This is a genomic window from Streptomyces sp. STR69 (assembly GCF_024519455.1).
Taxonomy (GTDB): domain Bacteria; phylum Actinomycetota; class Actinomycetes; order Streptomycetales; family Streptomycetaceae; genus Streptomyces.
This window is the reverse complement of record NZ_JALJRY010000047.1, coordinates 1-20,735: the sequence shown is the minus strand read 5'-3', so window position 1 is coordinate 20,735 and position 20,735 is coordinate 1. Positions and strand designations below refer to the sequence as shown.

Here is a 20,735-nt window from a genome sequence, read left to right as displayed (position 1 = left end):
CGTTCAAGTTTCAAAGTCGGGCAAATGTCCGCGAAAGTGGTCCTCGCGAGAATGGCTGTTCGGTGGACCGCAGGCCGAACAACTCCGAGAAAATTCCAGCGCTGTCTGCCTTGACGACGAAGTCATGTGCGGCAGAAAGGCTCCTTATACATGCCCATATCCAGCAGACGGTTGCTCGCAAGCGGCGTTGGCCTTGGCCTCTTGGCAACCGGATGCACTCTGCTTCCCAGCGACAGCACGAATTCCACGGGGCCTGTCGTCCTAGGGTTCATCAACGGGGGAACGACGTCGTTCCACACCTGCCTGCAGACGGCGGTCACGGAGACCGCATCGAACAACCTCGCAAAAGTGCTGACCGCCGACTCGCACGGGAGTAAGTCGGCGGAACTGCGCAATGTGCAGAACATGATCGCGCGCAAGGTCGACGCCATTGTTCTGCTCAGTGTGGATGCCAGTGCCCTGGATGCCGACATCGCCGCAGCGCGAAAGGCGAAAACACCCATCACGCTGATCGCGTTGATGCCTTCGGACGACAGCGAGATCCTTGGTGCCGTCATCAGTGACTTACCCGGGATAGGCAAGCTGGACGCCCAATGGGTCGACGCCGACGCTGCTGGAAAGCCTGCCGAGGCTGTTGTCATCTCCGGCGACGGGAGTACGTCGTCCAACCTGATGGTCGGCGGATTCACAAAGAACTTGGCAGGCAATGTGCGGGTGGTGGGGGAACAGCGGGGCATGTTCGACCGGGCGACGGCCAAGGCCGCCGCGGCCAGGCTGATCGAGGCTCACCCCGACATCCAGTACGCGTTCGTCGCCAACGAGGACATGGCCTTCGGTGCGCGTGCGGCGTTCGACGCGGCGGGCGCTCACAGCGTGAAGATCGTGACCGTCAACGGCACCGACCAGGGGCTCGCCGCCCTCAAGGACGGGAAGTTCGCGGCGACGGTCTCCAACTCGGTCCAGGACCTGGGGGCACTGGCGGTGACCCATACGCTCTCCTTGCTGCGCAAGGAGGAGAAGGACAAGATCGCTCGCATCGACGCCCGTCTGGTGACCAAAGCCAACGCGGACACCGCGCCCCTGTACTGCGATACGAACGGCTGACCGACGGATGGGTACTGGCCACTGATGGTGCGGGCGGGGCACCGGGCGGGAGCCGCCCGCCTGGTGCCCCGCCCTGCGAGGGGCGGGGAGAGGGCCGTAGGAACAGACCGTTGTCAGTGCTTGTCGCCGGCGAAGGGCCTGCGGATGACGGTGGCGCGGATGGTGGTCTGGGAGTGGCGTTCGACGGTGGGGTTGGCGGAGCCGCCGTCGGGTTCGCCCCAGACCAGTTCGACCTGCTGTCCGTAGTGGACGTCGTCGTCGATCATGACGACGGATATCCAGCCGCGGACGTTCGCGGTGTAGCTGCACAGAGTCGAGAGGCCGACGAGGCGGCCGTTGCTCTCGACGCGGTCGAACTGGGAGGCGGCGTAGAAGGCGGCGGGCATCTCGATGTACTTGAAGCGCCGGTCGCCCTGCTCGTACTGGGAGGCGAAGACGCGGGCGACGTCGTCGCGGTGCCAGGCCAGCCATGCCTTGCGGCGGTGCTTCTCGCCCTTGCGGCGTTCCAGGGCCTCGCGGCCGATGAAGTCGTGGTCGAACTTGAGGATGTGGCCGTAACCGAGGTCCCAGGGGGTGACGTAGTAGTCCTCGACGCGGTCGGAGGCGAAGCTGCCGCCGAGGGAGAGGTTGGCCTCGAAGGTCCTGGTGCCGAGCCATTCGCGGTATGTCTTCATGCTTTCGCCCGAGTAGACGGCGGGGACGGTGTTGGCGATCCAGCCGGACTCGGTGGCCACGGAGGCGTAGGCGCGGGCACCGATCTGACGGACTCCGAAGGGCTCGCCGGCCTCCAGGATGGCGTCGCGGACGTCGTCGATGTGTTCGTAGGGGCCGAAGAACTCAAGCCCGGGGAAGCCGGACATGCGGTGGTTGAGGGCGGTGACCTCGTGCTTGCCGATGTTGAACTTGCCCATGCTGAAGAAGGGGATGTCGGGCATCGGGCCGCCGTTGACCTTCTCGAAGATGGCCGAGGCGTGGGGGCCCTGGAGCTGGAGGCGGAAGAACTCGCGGCCGTGCGGGTTCTGCGCCGTGCGTTCGTCGCGGCGCAGGGTGACGTCGTAGCCGCCGGTCTCCGCGTGGAACTGGACCCAGTTGAGGGCCGGCGGGCGGCCGACGAGGCGGACGTGCTGGTCGGCGAGGCAGAAGAGGATGCAGTCGCCGATCATGTACCCGTCGTGGTTGACGGCGATGAACTGCTTGGCCTTCATCGGGCCGAAGCCCTGGAAGGTGTTGGCGCCGACGTCGGCCAGCAGCCGGTAGCAGTCGGGGCCTTCGACGGTGAGGTCGGTCATGTGGTGGGACAGGTCCATCAGCGCCGCCGAGGTGCGCCAACTCTCCTGTTCGTCACGCCAGTTGGTGAACTCGGCCTTGATCGGGAACGGGTAGGCGCCGGACCGGCCGCTGCGCAGCAGGCCCAACGGGCCTCCGGCCGCCTGGACCTGGTCTTCGAGGTGTGCCATCGGTGTTCTCCATGTCGTCGCGATGTGTGGGTGGGGTGGCGGCAAAGGCGGGGCCGGCCGTGCGGGTGGCGGCAGGGGCGAGGCCGTTTGCGAGGCCTGGCGTCGTGAGTGACCCGGCTCGGGGGTGTCGCGGCTGAGGGGTACAGCCCGGGCGGGCGGGCACGCCGAAGGGCCGGAAGCCCGCCTCGGCGTTGTGAACGGTACGGTACGGTACACATTTGGCGCGCTCAAGGGCCGGGCGCGGATTTTCTGGAGCGGATGGCCGACAGCGGATGGCCGACAGCGGCGGGCCGTGGGTCGCGTTCCGGATCGTACGAGCTTCGGATCCGGGCTCTTCCAGGTCGGTTCCGTGGGCCCGCTCGGGAAGTTCCCGGCGGCGCACGGCCGGTCCAGCCGTTACGTCGGGCGGGCCCTACGGGAGTGTCTCCCTGCCTGTGTACGGCACTTGCTCATGGGGGAGTCCCGACGGTTGTACCGGCGGCGGTCACTGCGGACGCCCGTGGCTGCGAACGCGCGCGTGAAGCCGAGCCCGGCCGCGGGCCCGGAGACAGTGCTCGCCTTCGCCGACCCTGCGACGGGACGGCGAAGCCGCAACCATGGAGCGGCCCGCCCCGTCAGGTCGACTCGCGGACCACGACTCGCGCGGGCGGGGGCTCCAGGCCACTGGTGTCGAGTCCCAGGGCGAGCCGGGCGCTGAGCCGGCCGTGGGCCTCGCCGTCGACGTTGATCGTGGTCAGCGAGGGGATGACGTGTTGGCCGTAGCCGTTGTCGTCGAAGCCGATCACGGCCGTGTCGTCCGGCACGCGTCGGCCAAGGTCGCGCAGGGCGGTGAGGACGCGCAGGGCCATGTCGTCGTTGAAGCCGGCGATCGCGGTCACCGCGGGGGCTCGGGAGAGGAGTGCGCTGACGGCGTCGGCGCAGGCGGACCGGTCCTGGGGGGCGATGAAGGAGATCGGAGTGGGGACGCCGAGGTTCTGCGCGGCGTGTTCGGTGAAGCGGAGGCGGGCCGCGGCGAGCGGTGACTCGGTGTCCGGCAGCGCCAGGGCGATGTGGGTGTGACCGTGGTCGACGAGGTGACGGAGCTGGAGTGCGGTGTGGGCGGCGAGACCGTTGCGCCAGCCGCCTCCCAGGTCGTCGAGGGCGTGACCGGTGAGGTAGGTCTCGCCGAAGCGGATCACCGCGCGGGGGACGATGGCGTCGAGGATCTGCTGTGTGGACTGCTTGGTGTGGTGGCCGTGGCGGACCAGGAGGACATGGTCGTGGGCGGCGAGTTCCGTGTCGAGTCCGTGGATGTAGCTGCGGGAATACGCGCCTTCCATGCCCGCGTCGATGTTCAGGACGACCACCCGGGAGGTCCCTTCGCGCAGTGCTCTGGCCACGCCGTGCGGAACGTAGCCGAGAGTTCGGGCCGCCTCCTTCACCCGGTCGCGGGTGGCGGCCGAGATCGTCTGGTGAGGGTCGTCGTTGAGAACGAAACTGACGGTGGCGCGAGAAACACCGCTCGCCGCGGCCACGTCGTTCAGCGTGACTCTTCTGGAAGTCCCCATCACCCCTGCTCTGACGTTCTCGTGCGTACCTGAGTCCCAGCGACACGGGCGTTCACCCATTGTAAGGAGGCCGACGGGAGCCGAGGCACGAGCGTCTACGGGACGCCGGGTGCGCCCGTTCTGTCGGATCGGATTGCCTTGCTCCGTACGGCACTGAACCGTACGGTACGTCGCGGCGGGGTCGGAACCTCCTGGATCGGGCGTGTATCGGGAGTTCCGTGTCCTCGCGTCGTCGCGTCGAGCCGTCGGAAAGCCGCCGAGGGGTCCGTACGCCGCGGCGAAACCGGAAGGCCGGCCGCGTCTTTTCTGCCGGCCTTCCTCGACGATCACCGTCTGCCGAAGGCCACTTGATGGTCCGCTCGGCTTCCCTGACGGGCTCCAGCCGGTCGGCTACCCACCGGCATTCCGCCATCTCTCAAGGCAGGACGTCGACTCCATGACCTCGAACCCGACGCATCTCACGCAGCGCGGCCCCGTCCGTTCGTACGTCGTCATCGGTGACACGCACCTGGCCGGCCGGGTGTGCAGCGCCCTCTGCACCTCGTCCGACGCGGTACGGCACCTCCCGCGTCCACGTGACCCCGAACTGCGCGCGGCGTTGGCCCCGCGGCCGGCGGGCGTGGCCGTACTGCTCCACGACGACGTCGCGGCACTGCGCTACGCGCTGGCCGTCGCGCACATCGCGCCCGACGTACCTCTGATCGTCACGATCTTTGATCGCACGATCGCCGACGAGCTCGCGCGCCTTCTGCCGCAGTGCGATGTCACCTCGCCGGCCGACCTCGCGGCGCCGTCACTGGCCGGCCCGTGCCTGGATCCCTCCTTCGTCGCCGCTCGCCTGCGCGGAGGGTGTGTCCAGGTCGTCCGAGAGCGTGACGGCGTCCTGGAAGCCGAGGAATCGGCCCTGCCGGGGCAGTGGCGTCGCCGGTACCGCAGAAGGTGGGTCGGGCTGCAGCTGCGCTCCCACGATCCGGGCACCCGGCTGCTCGTCCTGGGCATGCTCGCGATGCTCGTCGTACTCGCTGCCGACTGGGTGTGGCTCACGGCGTTCGGCCATCGCCCGTCCGAGGCGCTGTTCGAGGCCGCCCGGGTAGTGGCCGGCGTCGGTCCGGCCGCCGCGCCACCGGATGCCCACGCGTACCAGATCTTCGCCGTCCTCGCGATGCTGAGCACCGTCGCCTTCACCGCCTTCTTCACCGCGGGAGTGGTCGAGCGGATGCTCGGGCCGCGCCTGATCGGGCTGGTCGGTCCGCGCACCCTGCCCCGTGCGGGGCACGTCATCGTGGTGGGAATGGGCCAGGTCGGCATGCGGCTCTGCGTCGAGTTGCGCGCACTGGGCATCCCCGTCGTGGGCGTCGAACGCGACCCTCGGGCCGCCACCGCGCGGCTGGCGCGCACTCTCGGCATTCCCGTCATGGACGGCCACGGGGGCGACCGCCATGTACTGGAACGGCTGCGCATCGGTCACGCCCGGGCGCTGGCCGCCGTCGGCTCCGACGACCTGGACAACGTGGCCGTGGCCATCGCCGCCCACGGCGTCGCGCCGCACATCCGCGTGGTGATGCGCGCGGGGGAGGACGACGCCATCGCCGAGACGCGCTCGCTGCTGCCCATGGGCGTCGTCTGTGACATCACCGGTCTGGCCGCCGGCTATGCGGTCGCCCGGCTGCGCGCGGAGGCGGTCGGCGACGTGGTCGCTCATCGTGGCGAGATCCGGTTGCGGGACGCCTCCGGCGCCTGGCGCCGCAGCGCTCTGGTCGGTCACGACCGCTGCGCCCACGTCGAAGGGCGGCGTCAGGTTACGGGCAACGAAATGGAACCGTTGAGGACTAGAACGATTTAGCGATCCGCTGTAACGTGTCTGCTATATCGATTTAGCTTTTCCAGCTCGCAGGGCGGACAGCCCGCAGGCGGAGGAGGTCGTTCGACCGATGATCGACATGCGATGCGCCGTTGCGCAGCCACCCCCGAGAGGTCCCGCCGGGCTTCCACGGCCCGGCCGCTGCCTGGTGATGGGCATCCTGAACGTGACTCCGGACTCGTTCTCCGACGGTGGCCGGTACGCCGGGACCGGACCGGCCGTGGGGCGGGGCCTGAGGCTCGCCGAGGAGGGTGCCGACCTGGTCGACGTGGGCGGCGAGTCCACCCGGCCGGGAGCTGAACCCGTCCCGGTGGAGGCGGAGTTGGCCCGCGTCGTGCCGGTGGTGCGGGAGCTGGTGCGTGCGGAGGTGGCCGTCAGCGTGGACACCATGCACGCGGCGGTCGCCCGCGCCGCGATCGAGGCCGGCGCGTGCATGGTCAACGACGTGAGCGGGGGGCTGGCGGATCCCGCCATGGCCGCCGTCGTCGCGGCGGCCGGGGTGCCGTACGTGGCGATGCACTGGCGTGCGCCCAGCCGTGAGATGGACCGCCACGCGGTCTATCGCGACGTCGTCGGCGATGTCACCGCCGAACTGGTGCGCCGCGTGGAGGCACTCACCACGGCCGGAATCGATCCGGGGCGCATCATCATTGATCCCGGACTCGGGTTCGCCAAGCGTGCCGCCCACGACTGGGAACTCCTCACGCATCTGCCCGCCCTGTGGGCCACCGGCTTTCCCGTGCTGGTCGGCGCGTCCAGGAAGCGTTGCGTCGGGGCCGCGTTGAGCGACCGGGCGGGGATCGATTCCGTGCCCGGCGAGCGCGACGCGGCCACGGCGGCGGTGTCCGCACTGGCCGCCGTGGCCGGCGCGTTCTGTGTGCGGGTGCACGACGTCCGCTCCAGCCTGCACGCGGTCTGTGTGGCCGCCGCCTGGGCGGGCGACCGCCGGTTGCCGGAGTCGGAGACCGTCGTGCAGGACCACTGCAGAAAGTCGTTGCACGAGTCTCGCCAAGCTCGAAACTCGTCTGCTAGCTTGCGCTAGATCGTTCTAGCGATCCCCCTTTCCTCCCGAAGTGAGTCTCTTGTGACGAGCCGCGTTACTAGATCGATTTAGTACTTCAGGGAGTTGGCTTTGAGAGGAGCCGCAATGGCAGTCCCCAGTCTTCAGGACGGCATCGACAAGGCCGGTTCGCCCATCGGTCTGCTGTGGCAGCCGAACGCCGAGCCGTGGACCCCGGAGGTGGTCGAGCGGGAGTACGTCGGATGGCGCCAGGAGCAGGCGGCCTGGCACGAGGGCGTCGCACTGCTCAACCTCTCGCACCACATGTACGACCTGTGGATCGAGGGCCCCGACGCCACCCGGGTGCTGGCCGAGTACGGCGCCAACAACTTCGAGAAGTTCGCGATCGGCCAGGCCAAGCAGTACGTACCGGTCACCCGGGACGGCAAGATCGTCACCGACGGCATCCTCCTCCGGCGTGCCGAGAACAAGTACCTCCTCAGCGGTGTCCCCGCCGCCCAGCACTGGGTGCAGTACCACGCGGAGAAGGGCGGCTACGACGTTGCCTTCGAGACCGACGCGTCCTCCGCCTTCCGGCCCGGCGGCGGTGACCCCAAGCTGTTCCGCTATCAGATCCAGGGTCCGCTGGCACTGGAGCTGATCGAGAACGTCTTCGGCGGCCCGCTGCCGGAGACCAAGTTCTTCCACTCCACGCCGGTCACCCTGCACGGCCGCAACTTCGAGGCGCTGCGCCACGGCATGGCCGGGCAGGCGGGCTACGAGTTCATCGGCCCCTGGGAGCACGCCGGGTACGTGCACGAGGCGTTCCTCAAGGCCGGTGAGCCGCTGGGCCTGGTGCAGGTCGGCGCGCTGGCGTACACCACGCCGAGTGTGGAGAGCGGCTGGATCCCCTCGCCGGTGCCGGGCATCTACGGCGACCCCGAACTCGCGGAATACCGTGCCTGGTTGCCGCTGTTCGGCATCGAGGGCAAGCGCCCGCTCAACGGCAGCTACTTCTCGGAGGACATCGCCGACTTCTACGTCTCCCCGTACGAGCTGGGCTACGGCCGGCTGATCCACTTCGGGCACGACTTCCACGGCCGTGACGCCCTGCTCAAGGCGAAGGACGAGCCCCGTCGCACCAAGGTCACCCTGGTGTTCGACGCCGACGACGTGCGCCGGGTCGTCGGCGGGGGAGCGGACCCCGGCTTCGTCCTCACCTACGCCCGCCACCGGGTGGAGACCTCGGCCGGTCTGGTCGGCGCGACCATGCAGACCGCGTCGATCGACCCGGTCGGCACCGTGCTGGCGCAGACCCTGATCGACTCCGCCCACGCGGAGCCCGGCACCGAGGTGACCGTGGTCTGGGGCGAGCACCCGGGCCTGGGTACCGACCCCGAGGCCGACCTCGGGTTCCCGCGCATCCGCGCCACGGTTCAGGCCAGCCCGTTCGACCGGCACGCGCGCACCGAGTACCGGCGTAACGCGTAGCACGGACTTCGGCCGCCCGGCCGGAGTGCGTGCCCGGCGGCCGGCCGGGGGCAGCGACATACGTCGCGTGTCCGGCCGTCCGCCGGTATCAGCCCGCTCGTTTCCCCATCTCCGGGTCGAGAGCTCTGCCCTGCCGACGGTCGGGCCACGCGCCAGGCGGCCCGCACTTCCTTATCGACGAGGAGCACGATGAACCCCCTCAGTACAGCCTCGGCGGCGGTGAGCACATCGCTGCTGGAGGACTTCTCCCTGGAGATGACAGGCAAGGACGTTCCGAAACTGGAGGAGGCCCGGCACTTCATCCCGCCGGGCACCCGTATCAACGTCACCTTCCTCGGCAACGAGAACCTCGAACTGCGCCTGGAGGCGTCCCGCGCGGTGAAACGCCTGGGCTTCGTGCCGGTGCCGCACATCTCGGCCCGACGCCTGGGCTCGCAGGCCGAGTTCGAGGAGTTCCTCGTCCGACTCCGGGCCGACGGCACCTGCGCCAACGTCTTCACCGTCGGCGGCGACCCCACCCGCCCCGAGGGCCCCTACGAGGACTCGCTCGCCCTCATCGAGACGGGACTGCTGCGGGAGTACGGCGTCCGGCACGTCAGCATCAGCGGCTACCCGGAGGGTCACCCGGACATCGCCGGGGACGTGCTGTGGTCCGCGCTGCGGGAGAAGAACGCGTCCATCGCCGAACAGGAACTCGACGGCAGCGTCATCACCCAGTTCGGCTTCGACGTCGATCCCGTCCTGGCCTGGCTGGAGAAGGTCCGTGCGGAGGGCATCACGCTTCCCGTCCGGATCGGGGTCCCCGGACCGGCCGGTGTGCGACGTCTGATGTCGTACGCCACCCGGTTCGGCGTCGGCACCAGCGCCTCCATCGCCAAGAAGTACGGCCTGTCCATCACCAACCTGATGGGCACCGCGGGCCCGGACAAGTTCCTGCGCGCACTCGCGGACGGCCACGACCCGGCCCGCCACGGAGACATAAAGATCCACTTCTACACCTTCGGCGGCCTGCGGGCCACGTCCGAGTGGATCGCCCAGTTCAGGAAGGACAACCTCGTATGACCGTCACGCAGGCCGCACCCACCGGCATCACCAAGAAGACCGGGGGAGCGGGGCACCAGGCGTCGCTGATCGTCCAGGGCGCCGACGCCACAGGCATCGTCGCGGCCGTGACCTCGGTCCTCGGCCGGCACGGCGCCAACATCGTGTCCCTCGACCAGTACTCCGACAACCCGCAGGGCGGCGCCTTCTTCCAGCGCACGGTGTTCGGCCTGGAGGGACTGCGGGCCGCGCTGCCCGGCCTGCGCGCGGACTTCGACAAGGAGTTGGTGAAGCCGTACGGTCTCGGCTACACCCTGCGCGACCTGTCCGTGCCGAAGCGGGTGGCGATCTTCGCCTCCAAGTCCGACCACTGCCTGCTCGACCTGCTCTGGCGCCACCGGCAGGGCCAACTCCCCGTGAGCATCGCCATGGTGATCTCCAATCACCCCGACACGGCCGAGGAGGTGCGGTCGTTCGGCATCCCCTTCTTCCATGTCCCGTCCATGGGAGCGGACAAGTCGGCCGCCGAAGCCGAACACCTGCGGCTGCTCAAGGACAACGTCGACTTCGTCGTCCTGGCCCGCTACATGCAGATCCTCTCCGGCGACTTCATCGAGCAGGTCGGCGTGCCGATCATCAACATCCACCACTCCTTCCTGCCCGCCTTCATCGGTGCCGGTCCCTACGCCAAGGCCAAGGAGCGTGGCGTGAAGCTGGTGGGCGCCACCGCCCACTACGTCACCGAGGACCTCGACGAGGGCCCGATCATCGAGCAGGACGTGGTGCGGGTCAGCCACGCCCACACCGCCGCCGACCTCACCCGTCGCGGTGCCGACGTGGAACGCGCCGTTCTCTCCCGCGCGGTCCTGTGGCACGCCGAGGACCGGGTCATCCGCAACGGCAAGCACACCATCGTCTTCGCCTGAACCCGCGCGGATCAAGCCGTCCGGTTCCGGTGCCGTACACCCGCGGTCGGTCGGCCGCGACCTCGGTACGCGGTCCTCCGCGACGAGTGGGACGTTCACCAGCAGAAAGCGGTTCGCCCTCATGACAACCACCATCGACGGTGCCCGGATCGCCCGGGACATCCGGGCCCGGGTCGCCGAACGGGTCGCCGCGACCGCGGTCCTGGGACGGGTGCCCGGTCTGGCGACCATCCTGGTCGGCGACGACCCGGCCAGCGCCGTCTACGTCGCCGCCAAACGCCGCGCCATCCGCGAGGCCGGTATGCGCGACTTCCACCGACACCTCTCCCAGCACGCTTCGGGGGACGAAGTCGCCGCGGTCATCGACGAGTTGGCGGCCGAGCCGGACGTCTCCGGAATCCTGCTCCAACTGCCCCTGCCCGCCCACCTCGACGCCGCGGCCCTGATCGACCGGATCCCCGCGGCCAAGGACGTCGACGGCCTGACCACGGCCAGTGCGGGCCGGCTGGCCCGCGGCGAACGAGGACTGCGCCCCTGCACACCGAGCGGCGTCATCGAACTCCTGGACACCGAGGGCATCGAACTCAGGGGTGCGTGCGTCGCCGTCGTCGGCTGGGGCGAACTCGTCGGCCGCCCCCTGGCCCAGTTGCTGCTGCGGCGCGGTGCCACGGTGACGGTCGCCCACGAGTTCACCGCCGACCTGGCGGCCGTCACCCGCCCCGCGGACATCGTCGTCGTCGCCACCGGAGTGCGGGGTCTTGTCGGACCCGAGCACGTCAAGCCCGGTGCCACCGTCATCGACGTCGGCATCCACCGCACCCCCGAGGGCCTGACCGGCGACGTCCGCGCCGCCGAACTCGACGGCGTCGCCGGCCGCATCACCCCCGTTCCGGGCGGGGTGGGCCCGATGACCATCGCCATGCTGATGGTCAACACCCTCCGGGCGGCCGAGTGGGACACCATGCCCAACGCCGTGCCCGCATAAGCGAGTTGAGCAGCAGGCGCCCAGGGCGGTGCCGCGGGCCCGCGCTGCTCGTCCGCGCTAGAAAGGTGCCGGACACGATGCAACTCCAACTCCAACTCCCGTCGCTGGCCCGGCTCGGTGACCGGGTGGCGACCGGCCTGGTCGACGTCACCCAGGACCCCGCCGCGCTCGACTCCGAGGGTTTCTGGGCGGTCGTGGCCGACTTCGAAGGGCGCTTGACCTGCGCCCGCTTCCGTGACGTACGGCCCGCCGCGCAGCACCCCGTCCGGGACGTCCGATGGGACGGTCCCGCGCCCGGCCTGTGGACCACGTCGCTGGATCGCGACGCCTACACGGCGGGCGTGCGGCGTATCCGCGAGCACATCGCGCGCGGTGAGGTGTACCAGGCCAACCTCTGCCGTGTCCTGTCCGCACCCATCGGCGCGGAGGCCGACATCGAGGCGCTGGCCGACCGGTTGGCGGCACGCCACCGCGCGCCGTACGCGGGTCTGATCAGGCTGCCGGGCCTGGGACTTGAGGTGGCCACGGCCTCACCCGAACTCTTCCTGCGCCGCGAGGGGCGGGCGATCGAGTCGGGTCCCATCAAGGGCACCGGGCGCACCGAGGCGGATCTCCTGGAGAAGGACTTCGCCGAGAACGTGATGATCGTCGACCTGGTCCGCAACGACCTCGGCCGGGTGTGCGCCACGGGCAGCGTCACCGTGCCGCAACTGTGCGCGGTGGAGCGCCATCCCGGGCTCGTCCACCTGGTCTCCACGGTGAGGGGGGAATTGCGGGACGGAGCGGGATGGCCCGAACTGCTGGCGGCGACCTTCCCGCCGGGATCCGTCACCGGCGCTCCGAAGGAGAGCGCCCTCGGCATCATCACCGCCCTGGAGACCGCACCCCGTGGGCCGTACTGCGGCGGTATCGGCTGGGTCGACGCCGATCGCGGCACCGGTGAACTGGCCGTCGGCATAAGGACGTTCTGGATCGACCGTGCCCGGCAGCGCCTGAACTTCGGCGCCGGAGCCGGTATCACCTGGGGCTCGGACCCCGAACGGGAGTGGCAGGAGACCGAGTTGAAGGCGGAGAGGCTGCTGACCATCGCGTCCAACGGGTCGCCCCACGACGCGAAGTCGCACCGACGGCTCGCGGCCCGCCCCGGTGTCTGAGCCCCCGCCCGCCACGTCAGAACCCGGGGCGCTGCCCCGCCGTCAGCCCCAGACCAGACGCGCGGTCTCCGCGACGAGCTCCAGCTTGCGGCGCTGTTGGTCGACGGTCAGCAGATTTCCCTGGCTCGTCGAGGCGAACCCGCACTGCGGACTGAGGGCGAGCTGCTCCAGGGGCAGATACTGGGACGCCTCGTCGATGCGCCGGCGCAGTGTGTCCACCGACTCCAGCTCCGCCACCTTGGACGACACCAGCCCCAGGACGACGGTCTTGGCGGGCGGCACGAAGCGCAGCGGTTCGAAGCCGCCGGAACGCTCCGTGTCGTACTCCAGCAGGAAACGGTCGACCTCCACCTCGCCGAACACCCGCTCCGCGATGGGCTCGTAGCCGCCCCGGGCGGACCAGGCGCTGCGCATGTTGCCCCGGCAGAAGTGCATCGCCACGGTCATACCGGGGCGCCGCGAACGGGCGGACCGGATCAGCCCGTTGTCCGTGTCGATGATGTGGGAGAGATGCCCCTCCAGGTCCGTCACCCGGCGCATCCGCGCGGCCTCGGGGTCGATGTTGGCCCAGTAGGCGAGCGAGTCGAGCTGCAGCCAGGAGACCCCGGCGTCGATCAGGCCGGCGATGTCCTGCCGGTAGATGTCGGCCAGTGCCGCCACCGCGTCCCGGCGGGTCGGATAGATGCCCTCCGACACCCCCGGCCGCCAGAAGCCCGCCACCATCGTCGGACTGGCCATGGTGATCTTGTACGGCCCCGGCGCGTTCCCGGAGAGCCAGCGCGCCTCCGCGAGGGACAGCGGCGTCCGTCGGTACAGGGATCCCGCGATGGACACCGACGCGACGTCGCCGTCGAGTTCGGCGCCGTCGCTGTCACGGATCCAGCGCGGACGGGCCGACGACTCCTCGGCGGGCTCCAGCCCGCCGACCGTCTCCACCACGGAGGCCATGAAGTCGTCCCGGCGCACCTCGCCGTCGGTGAAGACCTGGATCCCGGCGTCCTGTTGCAGTTTCACCGCGGCGGTCGCCGCCTGGTCCTCCAGTTCCGAGAGCTCTCTGTCGGAGAGTGCGCCGCGCCGGTGTGCGACGCGCGCCGCCAGCAGCTCCTCGGGGCGCAGCAGACTTCCCACATGTTCGGCTCGGATCGTCGTCGGCATCGGCCGTCCCTTCACGCCTGACACTCGGGCGAGTGTACGGTACGGTCCAGTACGCTTCGAGGGCAAGACGTATGCCGGTTACGGCGGGTTGCGCGGGGAAGGTCAGACCGGGTCGACGGAGACGCCGTGCAGGAAGACCCGTACCGCCTCGTTGATGGACGCGTGGACCTCGGCGTCGGTCAGCTTGACCGGTGCGTCCGTCAGCAGTCGCATCTGGGCGTGGCCGAGCATGGCCTGGTAGAGCTGTTCCGCCGCTCGCACCGGGTTCTCGACCTTGATCAGCCCGTCGTCGCTGGCCTGCTGCAGACAGCGCCCAAGCACCGCGTGGCCCGCGTTCGGCCCGTGCTCCGCGAAGACCTCTCCGAGCCCGGGAATGCGCACGGCCTCCGAGGTGACCAGACGGTGCAGGGCGATGGCCTCGGGCGTGAGGACGACACCGGCGAGGTGTTCACCGAGCGCGACCAGGGTCTCCGTGAGGTTCTCGCTGCCCGGCGTGAACGTGTGCAGCGGCTGGGACCACTCGTCGCACAGCGCCTCCACCGATGCGCGGAACAGGGCGCTCTTGTCGGTGAAATAGCGGTAGAGCGTCGCCTTGGACCCGCCCACCGCCGTCAGGACGTCCTCCATCGAGACACCGGCATAGCCGCGCGCGATGAACAGCTCACCCGCAGCCCGCGTGATGAGTTGTCGCCGGTCCGTCGCTGTCATCCTCACACCGGCCATGTTAGGTGCCTGCCTGCTGCGTACCTCCGCTGGCTCCATGGCTCTCGCGCGGTTGCGGTTGTGGTGTCGGCCAGTCGGTCATGGACTGCGGCGGCGCAGCAAGGTCGAGATGGTGACCGCTGCCACCAGGACACCTCCGTAGAAGACCGAGGAGACCCACGCTTCCAGACCCAGCAGCTGGAGCCCGAGAATGCCGGTGGCCAGGAAGTAGATACCGATGAAGGTACCGACCGGGTTGAAGCGTCCGGGCAGGACGATCGCGGTACCGAGGAAGACCGAGGCGAAGACCGGCAGCAACAGGGTGTCGGACGTGGTGGGGTTGTAGCCGCCCAGGGCCGCGACGGAGATGACCGCGCCGACACCGCACAGGGCGCCGGAGGCGACGAAGGAGCCGAAGCGGATCCGGTTGACGCGGATGCCGGAGAGCCGGCTGACCTCTCTGTTGGCTCCGACGAAGCGGATGTGGCGGCCCAGTGGTGTGAACGCGAGCAGATAGGCGAAACCGGCCACCAGCACCACGCCGTAGTAGAAGGAGACCGGCAGCCCGCCCACGGAGTACAACGCGATCTTGCCGAACCCGGTCGGCAGACCGCTGACCGTGTTGAGGTGCGACAGCCACAGGGCGATGCCGCCGAGGAGTGTGCCCATTCCCAGGGTTACCACGATGGTGTTCACCCCGACCACGACGACGAGCAGGCCGTTGACCACGCCGACCACGATCGCGCCCAGGACGGCGACGAGCGCTGCTGTCCACACTCCCCACCCGTGCTCCACGACCAGAACGGGCAGGATCGTGGCGGAGAACCCGAAGACCGCCGGGACCGACAGGTCCACGAACTCTCCGACGCAGACGGTGCAGAGCAGGGCCATGGTGAGGAACACCAGGGCCTGTTGGGAGCCGAAGGTGGTCTGGAAGGTGCCCTTGGTCAGGAACACCCCCGGCTCCGCGGCGGCGTACACCGCGATCATGGCCACCCAGATGGCGATCACCGAGTAGCGCGACGCGAAATGCCCGGCAAGGGCGGAGGCCGATGTCAGCCTCCCGGTTCGCGCCGCCTTCGGCGCCGCAGTGGGTGTGCCGGTGTCTTGCCGGCTGGTGACGTTCATCAGTCTTCCGGCCCCTTTCCTTGAGGTGTCGTGTCGTCGCCGAAGACCGCGTGGACGATGGCGTCCTGTTCCAGTTCGCCGCTCAGTTCCTTGGCGACGTGGCCGTCGCGGAACACCAGCACCCGGTCGCACAGCACGGCGAGGTCGACGGGGTCGATCGAGGCGAGGACGATTCCGCAGCCGTCCCGCGCGGCCTCCCGGATCGCGTCGATGATGTCGTGGCGGGCGCCGACGTCGACGGCCTGCGTCGGTTCGTGCAGCACCAGCAGATTCGGTGTGCCGGCCAGCCACTTGCCCAGCAGGACCTTCTGCTGGTTGCCGCCGCTCAGTGTGTGGACCGGCGCATGCGGATGGGGCGGCCGGATGTCGAGTTTCGCGATCATCGCGCCGGTCTCCTCGGACTGCCACGCGGAGCCGGTCCGCAGTCGGCCGCCGCGGCTGCGCACGCGGGGCAGTGTCAGGTTGTCGGCCACCGAGAGTTCGCCGGCCACCCCTGCCTCCAGGCGGCGCTCGGGTACGAACGCCACCCCCGCGTCCACGAACTCTTCGGTCGAGCCACGTCTGCGGTCCAGCGCGAGGTCGCGCCCGTGGACCGACAGCGTGCCGGCGTCGGCCGGGCGTGCGCCCGCCAGCGCCTCGGCCGCCTCGACGAAGCCCGAGCCGATCAGCCCGGTCAGTCCGAGGATCTCGCCGCGCCGGATGCCGAGATCGAGGCCGGCCACCGGGCCGACGGCGAGACCCCGCACCGAGGCGACGACCTCGTCCCTGACCTGGCTCCCGACCCGCCCGTGCGTGACGAGGTGACGTCCGAGCATCATGCGGGTGAGCGAGACCTCGTCCACCTCGCTCGTGCACAGGCCCGCCTCGACCACGGCGCCGTCGCGCAGCACCGTGACGCGGTCGGTCGCTTCGACGACCTCTTCCAGCTGGTGCGAGATCAGCAGGACCGAGGTGCCCTCGTCGACGAGCGACCGGACCAGCTCGAAGAAACGGGCCCGCGCCGACCTGCCCAGCGCCCGGGTCGACTCGTCGAAGACGATCAGCCCACCCCCCGGGCGGTGGTCCTGCACCGCCCGGGCGATGGCGACCACGGCCCGGTCCTCCGCCGAGAGCTGCCCGACCTGACGGCCGACCTCCAGGGGCCGGTCCAGCCGGGCCAGGACCCGCTCGGTGGCCCGCTGCTCCTCGCGGCGGTTGATCCGCCGCGAGAGCCGGCCCGCCCGATAGTGCCCCAGCCGCACGTTCTCCCACACCGTCAGGTCGTCCACCAGCCCGCTGTTCTGGTGGACGACCGAGACTCCCGCCTCGCGCTGCTGCATCGGGCGGACGGGCAGCGCCAACTGCTGCCCGTCCACCGCGATGGATGCTCCGGGGTCGGGCGCGTACACGCCTGTGAGGATCTTGACGAGGGTGGACTTGCCGCACCCGTTCTGGCCGACCAGCCCGTGCAGTTCTCCGGGGGCGATCCGCAGATGGACCTCGCGAAGCGCCCGGGTCGAGCCGAACGCCTTGGACAGCTCGGCCACTTCAAGACGATGGCGCGGTGCCGTGCCCGGCGGGTCGGTCCGTGAGTCGGCGCTCACGGTGTGGGCCTCCTTCATCACCCGATGCCCCAGAGCTTGGCGAAGTCCGCCTGGAAGGAACCGTCGCCGAACCACTCACCCGAGGCCTGGGCCGCGGCCGTCACCTTGATGCTGCCGATGTTCTCCTTGGTGAACAGCCGTGTGGGCTGGGCCTCGTCGATGGGCCCGGACTTGGTCATCATGCGCAGGAGTTCGTCGGTCACGCCGAAGCCCATGTAGAGCTGGTCCGCGGCCACGACGGCCTTGACCGAACCGCTCTTGATCAGGCCCAGTCCGTTCACCGAACCGGCCGCTGTGGATACGGAGATGCTCGAAGAACGCCCCGACTGCTGGACGCCCTGGAGGGTGGGCTGGAGGCTGTCCTCGAACTCGGTGTAGTAGTAGGTGGCACTCGGGTTGCTCAGGACGTTGGAACTCGCTTTCGAGGCCAGCAGGGCCGGCGTCGAGGCGGTGATCTGCTTGACCGTGACCTTGCAGCCCGGGCAGTACTTCTTATAGATCGGCAGCGAGTCGGCCACCATCTTGAGCGCTGTGGGGCTGTCGGCATTCTGCGCGATGATGAGATTGGCCTTGCCCTTGGAATCGGCGATGATCCACCAGGCCATGGCGGTGGGCTGAGAACTCGCACCCGGCACATAGCTCACCTGGTTGCTGTTCTCGACTCCGTCCGGGGGGTTCTGGTCCGCGATGACGATCGGGATGCCCTTGGCCTTCGCGGCGTCGAGGGCGTTCTGCGCCATGCCGTAAGGGATCGCGTCCAGGATGATCCCGGCCGCGTCCGCGGTGATCGCCTGCTGGACACAGGCGGCTATCGCGGTCGGCTGGGCCTTGCCGTCGCACACCTGCTGCGAGAGGCCGACCTTGGAGAGCGCCTGCTTCGTCGACCCGGCCGTGGCGACGAAGGCGGGGACCTGCTGGACGATCGGGATGTAAAAGACCTTGCGGCCCTTGAACTTGTCCACGCCCGGCACATTCGTGGTGGGGACGGGGTAGGTCTTGGTGAGGGTCTGCAGGGCCGCCACCTTCTTCTCGGCCGTGGCAAGACCCGATGCGGAACTGTCCTTGCCCGATGTCGTGGAGCCGGAATCAGAGCCGGAACCGGAGCTGCCGCAGCCTGCCAGCATCGCCGAAGCGGCGAGCGCAGCCGTGCACGAGGCCAGCCACTTTCTTCTGATAAGCGTCATTGCTTATGCCTCCATGGCCGAGCGTCCGTACCTACTTGAGTGGACGCTGGTGGTGTCTGGGATCGCCCACCGTCACTGCGCGGGCGGAGAAGATACGAGGGGAGTGCTTTCGGACTCTGGTCCGCGGCTTGCGCCGTGGCGTCACCTCACACCTGAGCCGGATCGGGAAGCGGGCCGTGTCTGGACCGAGTGCTGGGCAGTGATCACGAACTGCGTCGTCAACCCCTGCCTGCCCACAAAGGCCCAGTTCGCGGACTAATTCCCGTCAATGGCCGAAAGTGTGTGCACGTCGGCGGGTGCGCGGAAGCGCATCGGCAACAAGTTAAGTTTGCGAGTCGCGCACCGGCCCCGGTCTCCCGGGGGATTTCCCCCTGGGCATGGATGCCCTGAACGCTGGATCTCCGGAATTCCAGAGGTCAGGAGTTCTCGTCGAGCACCTACAAGTACTCGGCTGAGTTCGAGCCGACGCCGTCGCCCGGTACCGCGCCGACCGGGGCATCCGGTGGCGGCCGTGGCCAGGGATCTGGGCGTCTCGGTCGTGCGTCCGGCCCGGCCACCACCCCACTGGGGCTGTGCACCTGAGCGTGGAGTTGCGGATCCGGAGGGGAACTGATCCTCAGGCGTTCGCAGCAGCAACCCCGAGCCGGTCCGGGTCGGCGGCGCCGCGGGCCGCCGGCGCCGGGGCGGACCTCGCGGATCGCCCCGGAGCCGGTCGGCGAAGACCAGGCGCGGCTCGCGCCCAGCTCCGGCCGTCGGCTCCGATCGCCACCACACTGCTCGCGACGCGCCCGTTCACGGACCGCCTGCCACCTGGGGCGAGCTCTTCGAGCGACTCGCCGAAGCGTGCGCGCGGCTCACAACTCACCCAGCCAGTAAGGCCGTTCTCATGTCACGGGCCAGTGGCACAGCACTCTTGATCGTCTTCTGCGCGGCGCCTAGGCTCTCATGTCCATGGAGATGGGGGATCCGGACCGCGGGCGGCGGGCAAGCCACAACGGGCCGGTCGGACGTCGTGCAGCCGCAGGTCTGCTGGCCGGGGCGGCGGGGCTGGTCATTCTGGGCACGGTGTTCGTCGTACTGCCGGGAGCGGTGGTTGACCACGATCTCGCCGGGGCGAGCGTCGCCGCGCAGGACCGGCTGAAGGCCGTGAACGATGTCCGCACGACGCTTCTGCAGATGGTCGGCGGCCTGGTCGTGCTGTTCGGCGCGTACGCCACCTGGCGGCAACTCCGGGTGAGTCAGGACGGTTTGCGCGCCACCCAGGAGGGTTACATCACCGACCGATTCAGCCGGGCCGTCGACCAGCTCGGCAGCGACAAGCTGGACGTGCGCATCGGTGGGTTGCACGCGCTGTGGCGGATCGCGGAGCAGTCCCCCCGCGACCGGGAGGCCATCATCTCCACTCAGGCCGCGTATTTACGTACGCACCTGCCCTGGCCACCCGCCGGGGCGGAATCACCGGCGGCGGACGTGCCCATCAACGACATCGCGCCCCTGGAGACCCGCGCCGCCGACGCCCAAGTGGCGCTGACCGCGCTCGGCGTGCTGTGCCAGCACCGGGAGCAGTCCTGGGTCAATCTCAGCATCACCGACTTGCGCCGGGCCGACTGCGACGGACTGTGGTTCCCCGAGGTCAACTTCGACCGCGCCTGCATGGAGGCTGCGGGCCTGTACCACGCCAATCTGACCCAGGCGTCCTTGGTGTCGGTCAACCTGCGGCACGCCGACCTCACGACTGCGATTCTCCGCCGGGCTCGCTGCAGCCTGTCCGACCTACGGGCTGCCAAGCTGGTCGAAACCGACTTGAGTGAGGCGGACTTCACGGAGACGGACCTGCGCGAAGCGAACCTGCGTAAGGCCGCCGCGCACGGTACGGTCTTCCACGGCGCCGACCTCCGCATGGCCGACTTGCGCGGCACCGACTTGAGCACCGCCAACCTTCTCGAAGCCCACCTGACCGGAGCCCTGGCCAGTGAACACACCCGCTGGCCCGCCGAGTTCGACCACACGGCTGCCGGAGTCGTCGACACCGATGACCCCGGCCCCGAGCCCTCGCCCCTGCTCCAGCCGCCCGCGATGACGCGACGGGCACCGTCGCTGCGGTCCGCTCCCTGACCAAGTGTCACTTCTGCTCAACAGCGTTCTGATCGCGTAGAGCTCCAGGCCATCGGTCTGATCCGGGAGCTGATATCGCTCCCCAGATGGGAGTGTTCGGCGGCGACATCACCCACCAACTCACCGTGCGCGGCATCCTGGTGTTCTTCTACCGCGACCGCCTCGCCGAGGGCTTCCAACACGCGCCCACGCGACTCGGGCGTTGCTCACCTCCTCGAAACCATCTGCTCACGCGGGTTCGGGGGCGGGGTTGCCGTAGTAGGCGTTGGGGCCGTGTTTGCGGGTGTAGTGGCGGGCCAGGA

General features: G+C 69.4%; 16 protein-coding genes. 9 read left to right on the top strand and 7 right to left on the bottom strand.

Annotated features, from left to right (window positions below):
• The first annotated feature begins 150 nt into the window (after window positions 1-150).
• Window positions 151-1,104 (top strand): sugar ABC transporter substrate-binding protein, encoded by a 954-nt coding sequence (locus OC490_RS46560; protein WP_262064132.1) that lies wholly within the window; start codon window positions 151-153, stop codon window positions 1,102-1,104.
• 113 nt (window positions 1,105-1,217) lie between these two features.
• Here OC490_RS46560 and OC490_RS46555 read toward each other — a convergent pair whose 3' ends face one another.
• A complete protein-coding gene (locus OC490_RS46555; protein ID WP_262064131.1) occupies window positions 1,218-2,561 on the bottom strand; it encodes an aminomethyl transferase family protein in 1,344 nt (447 codons plus the stop codon).
• Between the two features lie 614 nt (window positions 2,562-3,175).
• Window positions 3,176-4,075 (bottom strand): LacI family DNA-binding transcriptional regulator, encoded by a 900-nt coding sequence (locus OC490_RS46550; protein WP_262064130.1) that lies wholly within the window; start codon window positions 4,073-4,075, stop codon window positions 3,176-3,178.
• Window positions 4,076-4,544: 469 nt separating this feature from the next.
• On the opposite strand from OC490_RS46550, the gene OC490_RS46545 reads away from it, so the two are divergent.
• The 7 genes from OC490_RS46545 to OC490_RS46515 all read left to right on the top strand — a co-directional run bounded on the left by OC490_RS46545 (window position 4,545) and on the right by OC490_RS46515 (window position 12,566).
• Window positions 4,545-5,951 (top strand): NAD-binding protein, encoded by a 1,407-nt coding sequence (locus tag OC490_RS46545; protein ID WP_262064129.1) that lies wholly within the window; start codon window positions 4,545-4,547, stop codon window positions 5,949-5,951.
• Between the two features lie 169 nt (window positions 5,952-6,120).
• Entirely contained in the window at window positions 6,121-7,011 is an 891-nt protein-coding gene (gene folP / locus OC490_RS46540) for a dihydropteroate synthase (protein WP_262064128.1), read from the top strand.
• 105 nt (window positions 7,012-7,116) lie between these two features.
• The gene (locus OC490_RS46535) at window positions 7,117-8,460 is read left to right on the top strand and encodes an aminomethyl transferase family protein (RefSeq protein WP_262064127.1); all 1,344 of its coding nucleotides are present in this window, start codon (window positions 7,117-7,119) and stop codon (window positions 8,458-8,460) included.
• Window positions 8,461-8,649: 189 nt separating this feature from the next.
• Entirely contained in the window at window positions 8,650-9,522 is an 873-nt protein-coding gene (locus tag OC490_RS46530) for a methylenetetrahydrofolate reductase (RefSeq protein WP_262064126.1), read from the top strand.
• On the top strand, window positions 9,519-10,427 hold the full coding sequence (gene purU, locus OC490_RS46525; RefSeq protein ID WP_262064125.1) for a formyltetrahydrofolate deformylase: 909 nt from the start codon (window positions 9,519-9,521) through the stop codon (window positions 10,425-10,427). Before OC490_RS46530 ends, purU begins: the two co-directional genes overlap by 4 nt.
• Window positions 10,428-10,548: 121 nt before the next feature.
• A complete protein-coding gene (locus OC490_RS46520; RefSeq protein WP_262064124.1) occupies window positions 10,549-11,412 on the top strand; it encodes a bifunctional 5,10-methylenetetrahydrofolate dehydrogenase/5,10-methenyltetrahydrofolate cyclohydrolase in 864 nt (287 codons plus the stop codon).
• A 77-nt stretch (window positions 11,413-11,489) separates the two neighbouring features.
• Window positions 11,490-12,566, top strand: coding sequence for a chorismate-binding protein (locus OC490_RS46515; RefSeq protein WP_262064170.1), 1,077 nt, complete (start codon window positions 11,490-11,492; stop codon window positions 12,564-12,566).
• Window positions 12,567-12,608: 42 nt separating this feature from the next.
• Here OC490_RS46515 and OC490_RS46510 read toward each other — a convergent pair whose 3' ends face one another.
• The 5 genes from OC490_RS46510 to OC490_RS46490 form a co-directional block, all read right to left on the bottom strand.
• Window positions 12,609-13,721 carry a cobalamin-independent methionine synthase II family protein gene (locus OC490_RS46510; protein WP_262064123.1) on the bottom strand — a complete coding sequence of 371 codons (1,113 nt, stop codon included), beginning with the start codon at window positions 13,719-13,721 and terminating at the stop codon, window positions 12,609-12,611.
• A gap of 102 nt (window positions 13,722-13,823) precedes the next feature.
• On the bottom strand, window positions 13,824-14,429 hold the full coding sequence (locus OC490_RS46505) for a TetR/AcrR family transcriptional regulator (RefSeq protein WP_262064169.1): 606 nt from the start codon (window positions 14,427-14,429) through the stop codon (window positions 13,824-13,826).
• 93 nt (window positions 14,430-14,522) lie between these two features.
• Window positions 14,523-15,551, bottom strand: a complete 1,029-nt coding sequence (locus OC490_RS46500) for an ABC transporter permease (protein ID WP_262064122.1) — start codon at window positions 15,549-15,551, stop codon at window positions 14,523-14,525.
• On the bottom strand, window positions 15,551-17,134 hold the full coding sequence (locus tag OC490_RS46495) for a sugar ABC transporter ATP-binding protein (RefSeq protein ID WP_262064121.1): 1,584 nt from the start codon (window positions 17,132-17,134) through the stop codon (window positions 15,551-15,553). The genes OC490_RS46500 and OC490_RS46495 overlap by 1 nt, the downstream gene beginning before the upstream one ends.
• A gap of 17 nt (window positions 17,135-17,151) precedes the next feature.
• Window positions 17,152-18,318 carry a substrate-binding domain-containing protein gene (locus OC490_RS46490; RefSeq protein ID WP_262064120.1) on the bottom strand — a complete coding sequence of 389 codons (1,167 nt, stop codon included), beginning with the start codon at window positions 18,316-18,318 and terminating at the stop codon, window positions 17,152-17,154.
• A gap of 951 nt (window positions 18,319-19,269) precedes the next feature.
• Here OC490_RS46490 and OC490_RS46485 point away from each other — a divergent pair.
• The gene (locus tag OC490_RS46485) at window positions 19,270-20,433 is read left to right on the top strand and encodes a pentapeptide repeat-containing protein (RefSeq protein ID WP_262064168.1); all 1,164 of its coding nucleotides are present in this window, start codon (window positions 19,270-19,272) and stop codon (window positions 20,431-20,433) included.
• Window positions 20,434-20,735: the final 302 nt, after the last annotated feature.

Bases quoted from the DNA above. Each gene is read 5' to 3' on its own strand.
- OC490_RS46560 (WP_262064132.1), top strand. From the start codon at position 151: ATGCCCATATCCAGCAGACGGTTGCTCGCAAGCGGCGTTGGCCTTGGC.
- OC490_RS46555 (WP_262064131.1), bottom strand. From the start codon at position 2,561: ATGGCACACCTCGAAGACCAGGTCCAGGCGGCCGGAGGCCCGTTGGGC.
- OC490_RS46545 (WP_262064129.1), top strand. From the start codon at position 4,545: ATGACCTCGAACCCGACGCATCTCACGCAGCGCGGCCCCGTCCGTTCG.
- folP (WP_262064128.1), top strand. From the start codon at position 6,121: ATGGGCATCCTGAACGTGACTCCGGACTCGTTCTCCGACGGTGGCCGG.
- OC490_RS46535 (WP_262064127.1), top strand. From the start codon at position 7,117: ATGGCAGTCCCCAGTCTTCAGGACGGCATCGACAAGGCCGGTTCGCCC.
- OC490_RS46530 (WP_262064126.1), top strand. From the start codon at position 8,650: ATGAACCCCCTCAGTACAGCCTCGGCGGCGGTGAGCACATCGCTGCTG.
- purU (WP_262064125.1), top strand. From the start codon at position 9,519: ATGACCGTCACGCAGGCCGCACCCACCGGCATCACCAAGAAGACCGGG.
- OC490_RS46520 (WP_262064124.1), top strand. From the start codon at position 10,549: ATGACAACCACCATCGACGGTGCCCGGATCGCCCGGGACATCCGGGCC.
- OC490_RS46515 (WP_262064170.1), top strand. From the start codon at position 11,490: ATGCAACTCCAACTCCAACTCCCGTCGCTGGCCCGGCTCGGTGACCGG.
- OC490_RS46510 (WP_262064123.1), bottom strand. From the start codon at position 13,721: ATGCCGACGACGATCCGAGCCGAACATGTGGGAAGTCTGCTGCGCCCC.
- OC490_RS46505 (WP_262064169.1), bottom strand. From the start codon at position 14,429: ATGACAGCGACGGACCGGCGACAACTCATCACGCGGGCTGCGGGTGAG.
- OC490_RS46500 (WP_262064122.1), bottom strand. From the start codon at position 15,551: ATGAACGTCACCAGCCGGCAAGACACCGGCACACCCACTGCGGCGCCG.
- OC490_RS46490 (WP_262064120.1), bottom strand. From the start codon at position 18,318: ATGACGCTTATCAGAAGAAAGTGGCTGGCCTCGTGCACGGCTGCGCTC.
- OC490_RS46485 (WP_262064168.1), top strand. From the start codon at position 19,270: ATGGAGATGGGGGATCCGGACCGCGGGCGGCGGGCAAGCCACAACGGG.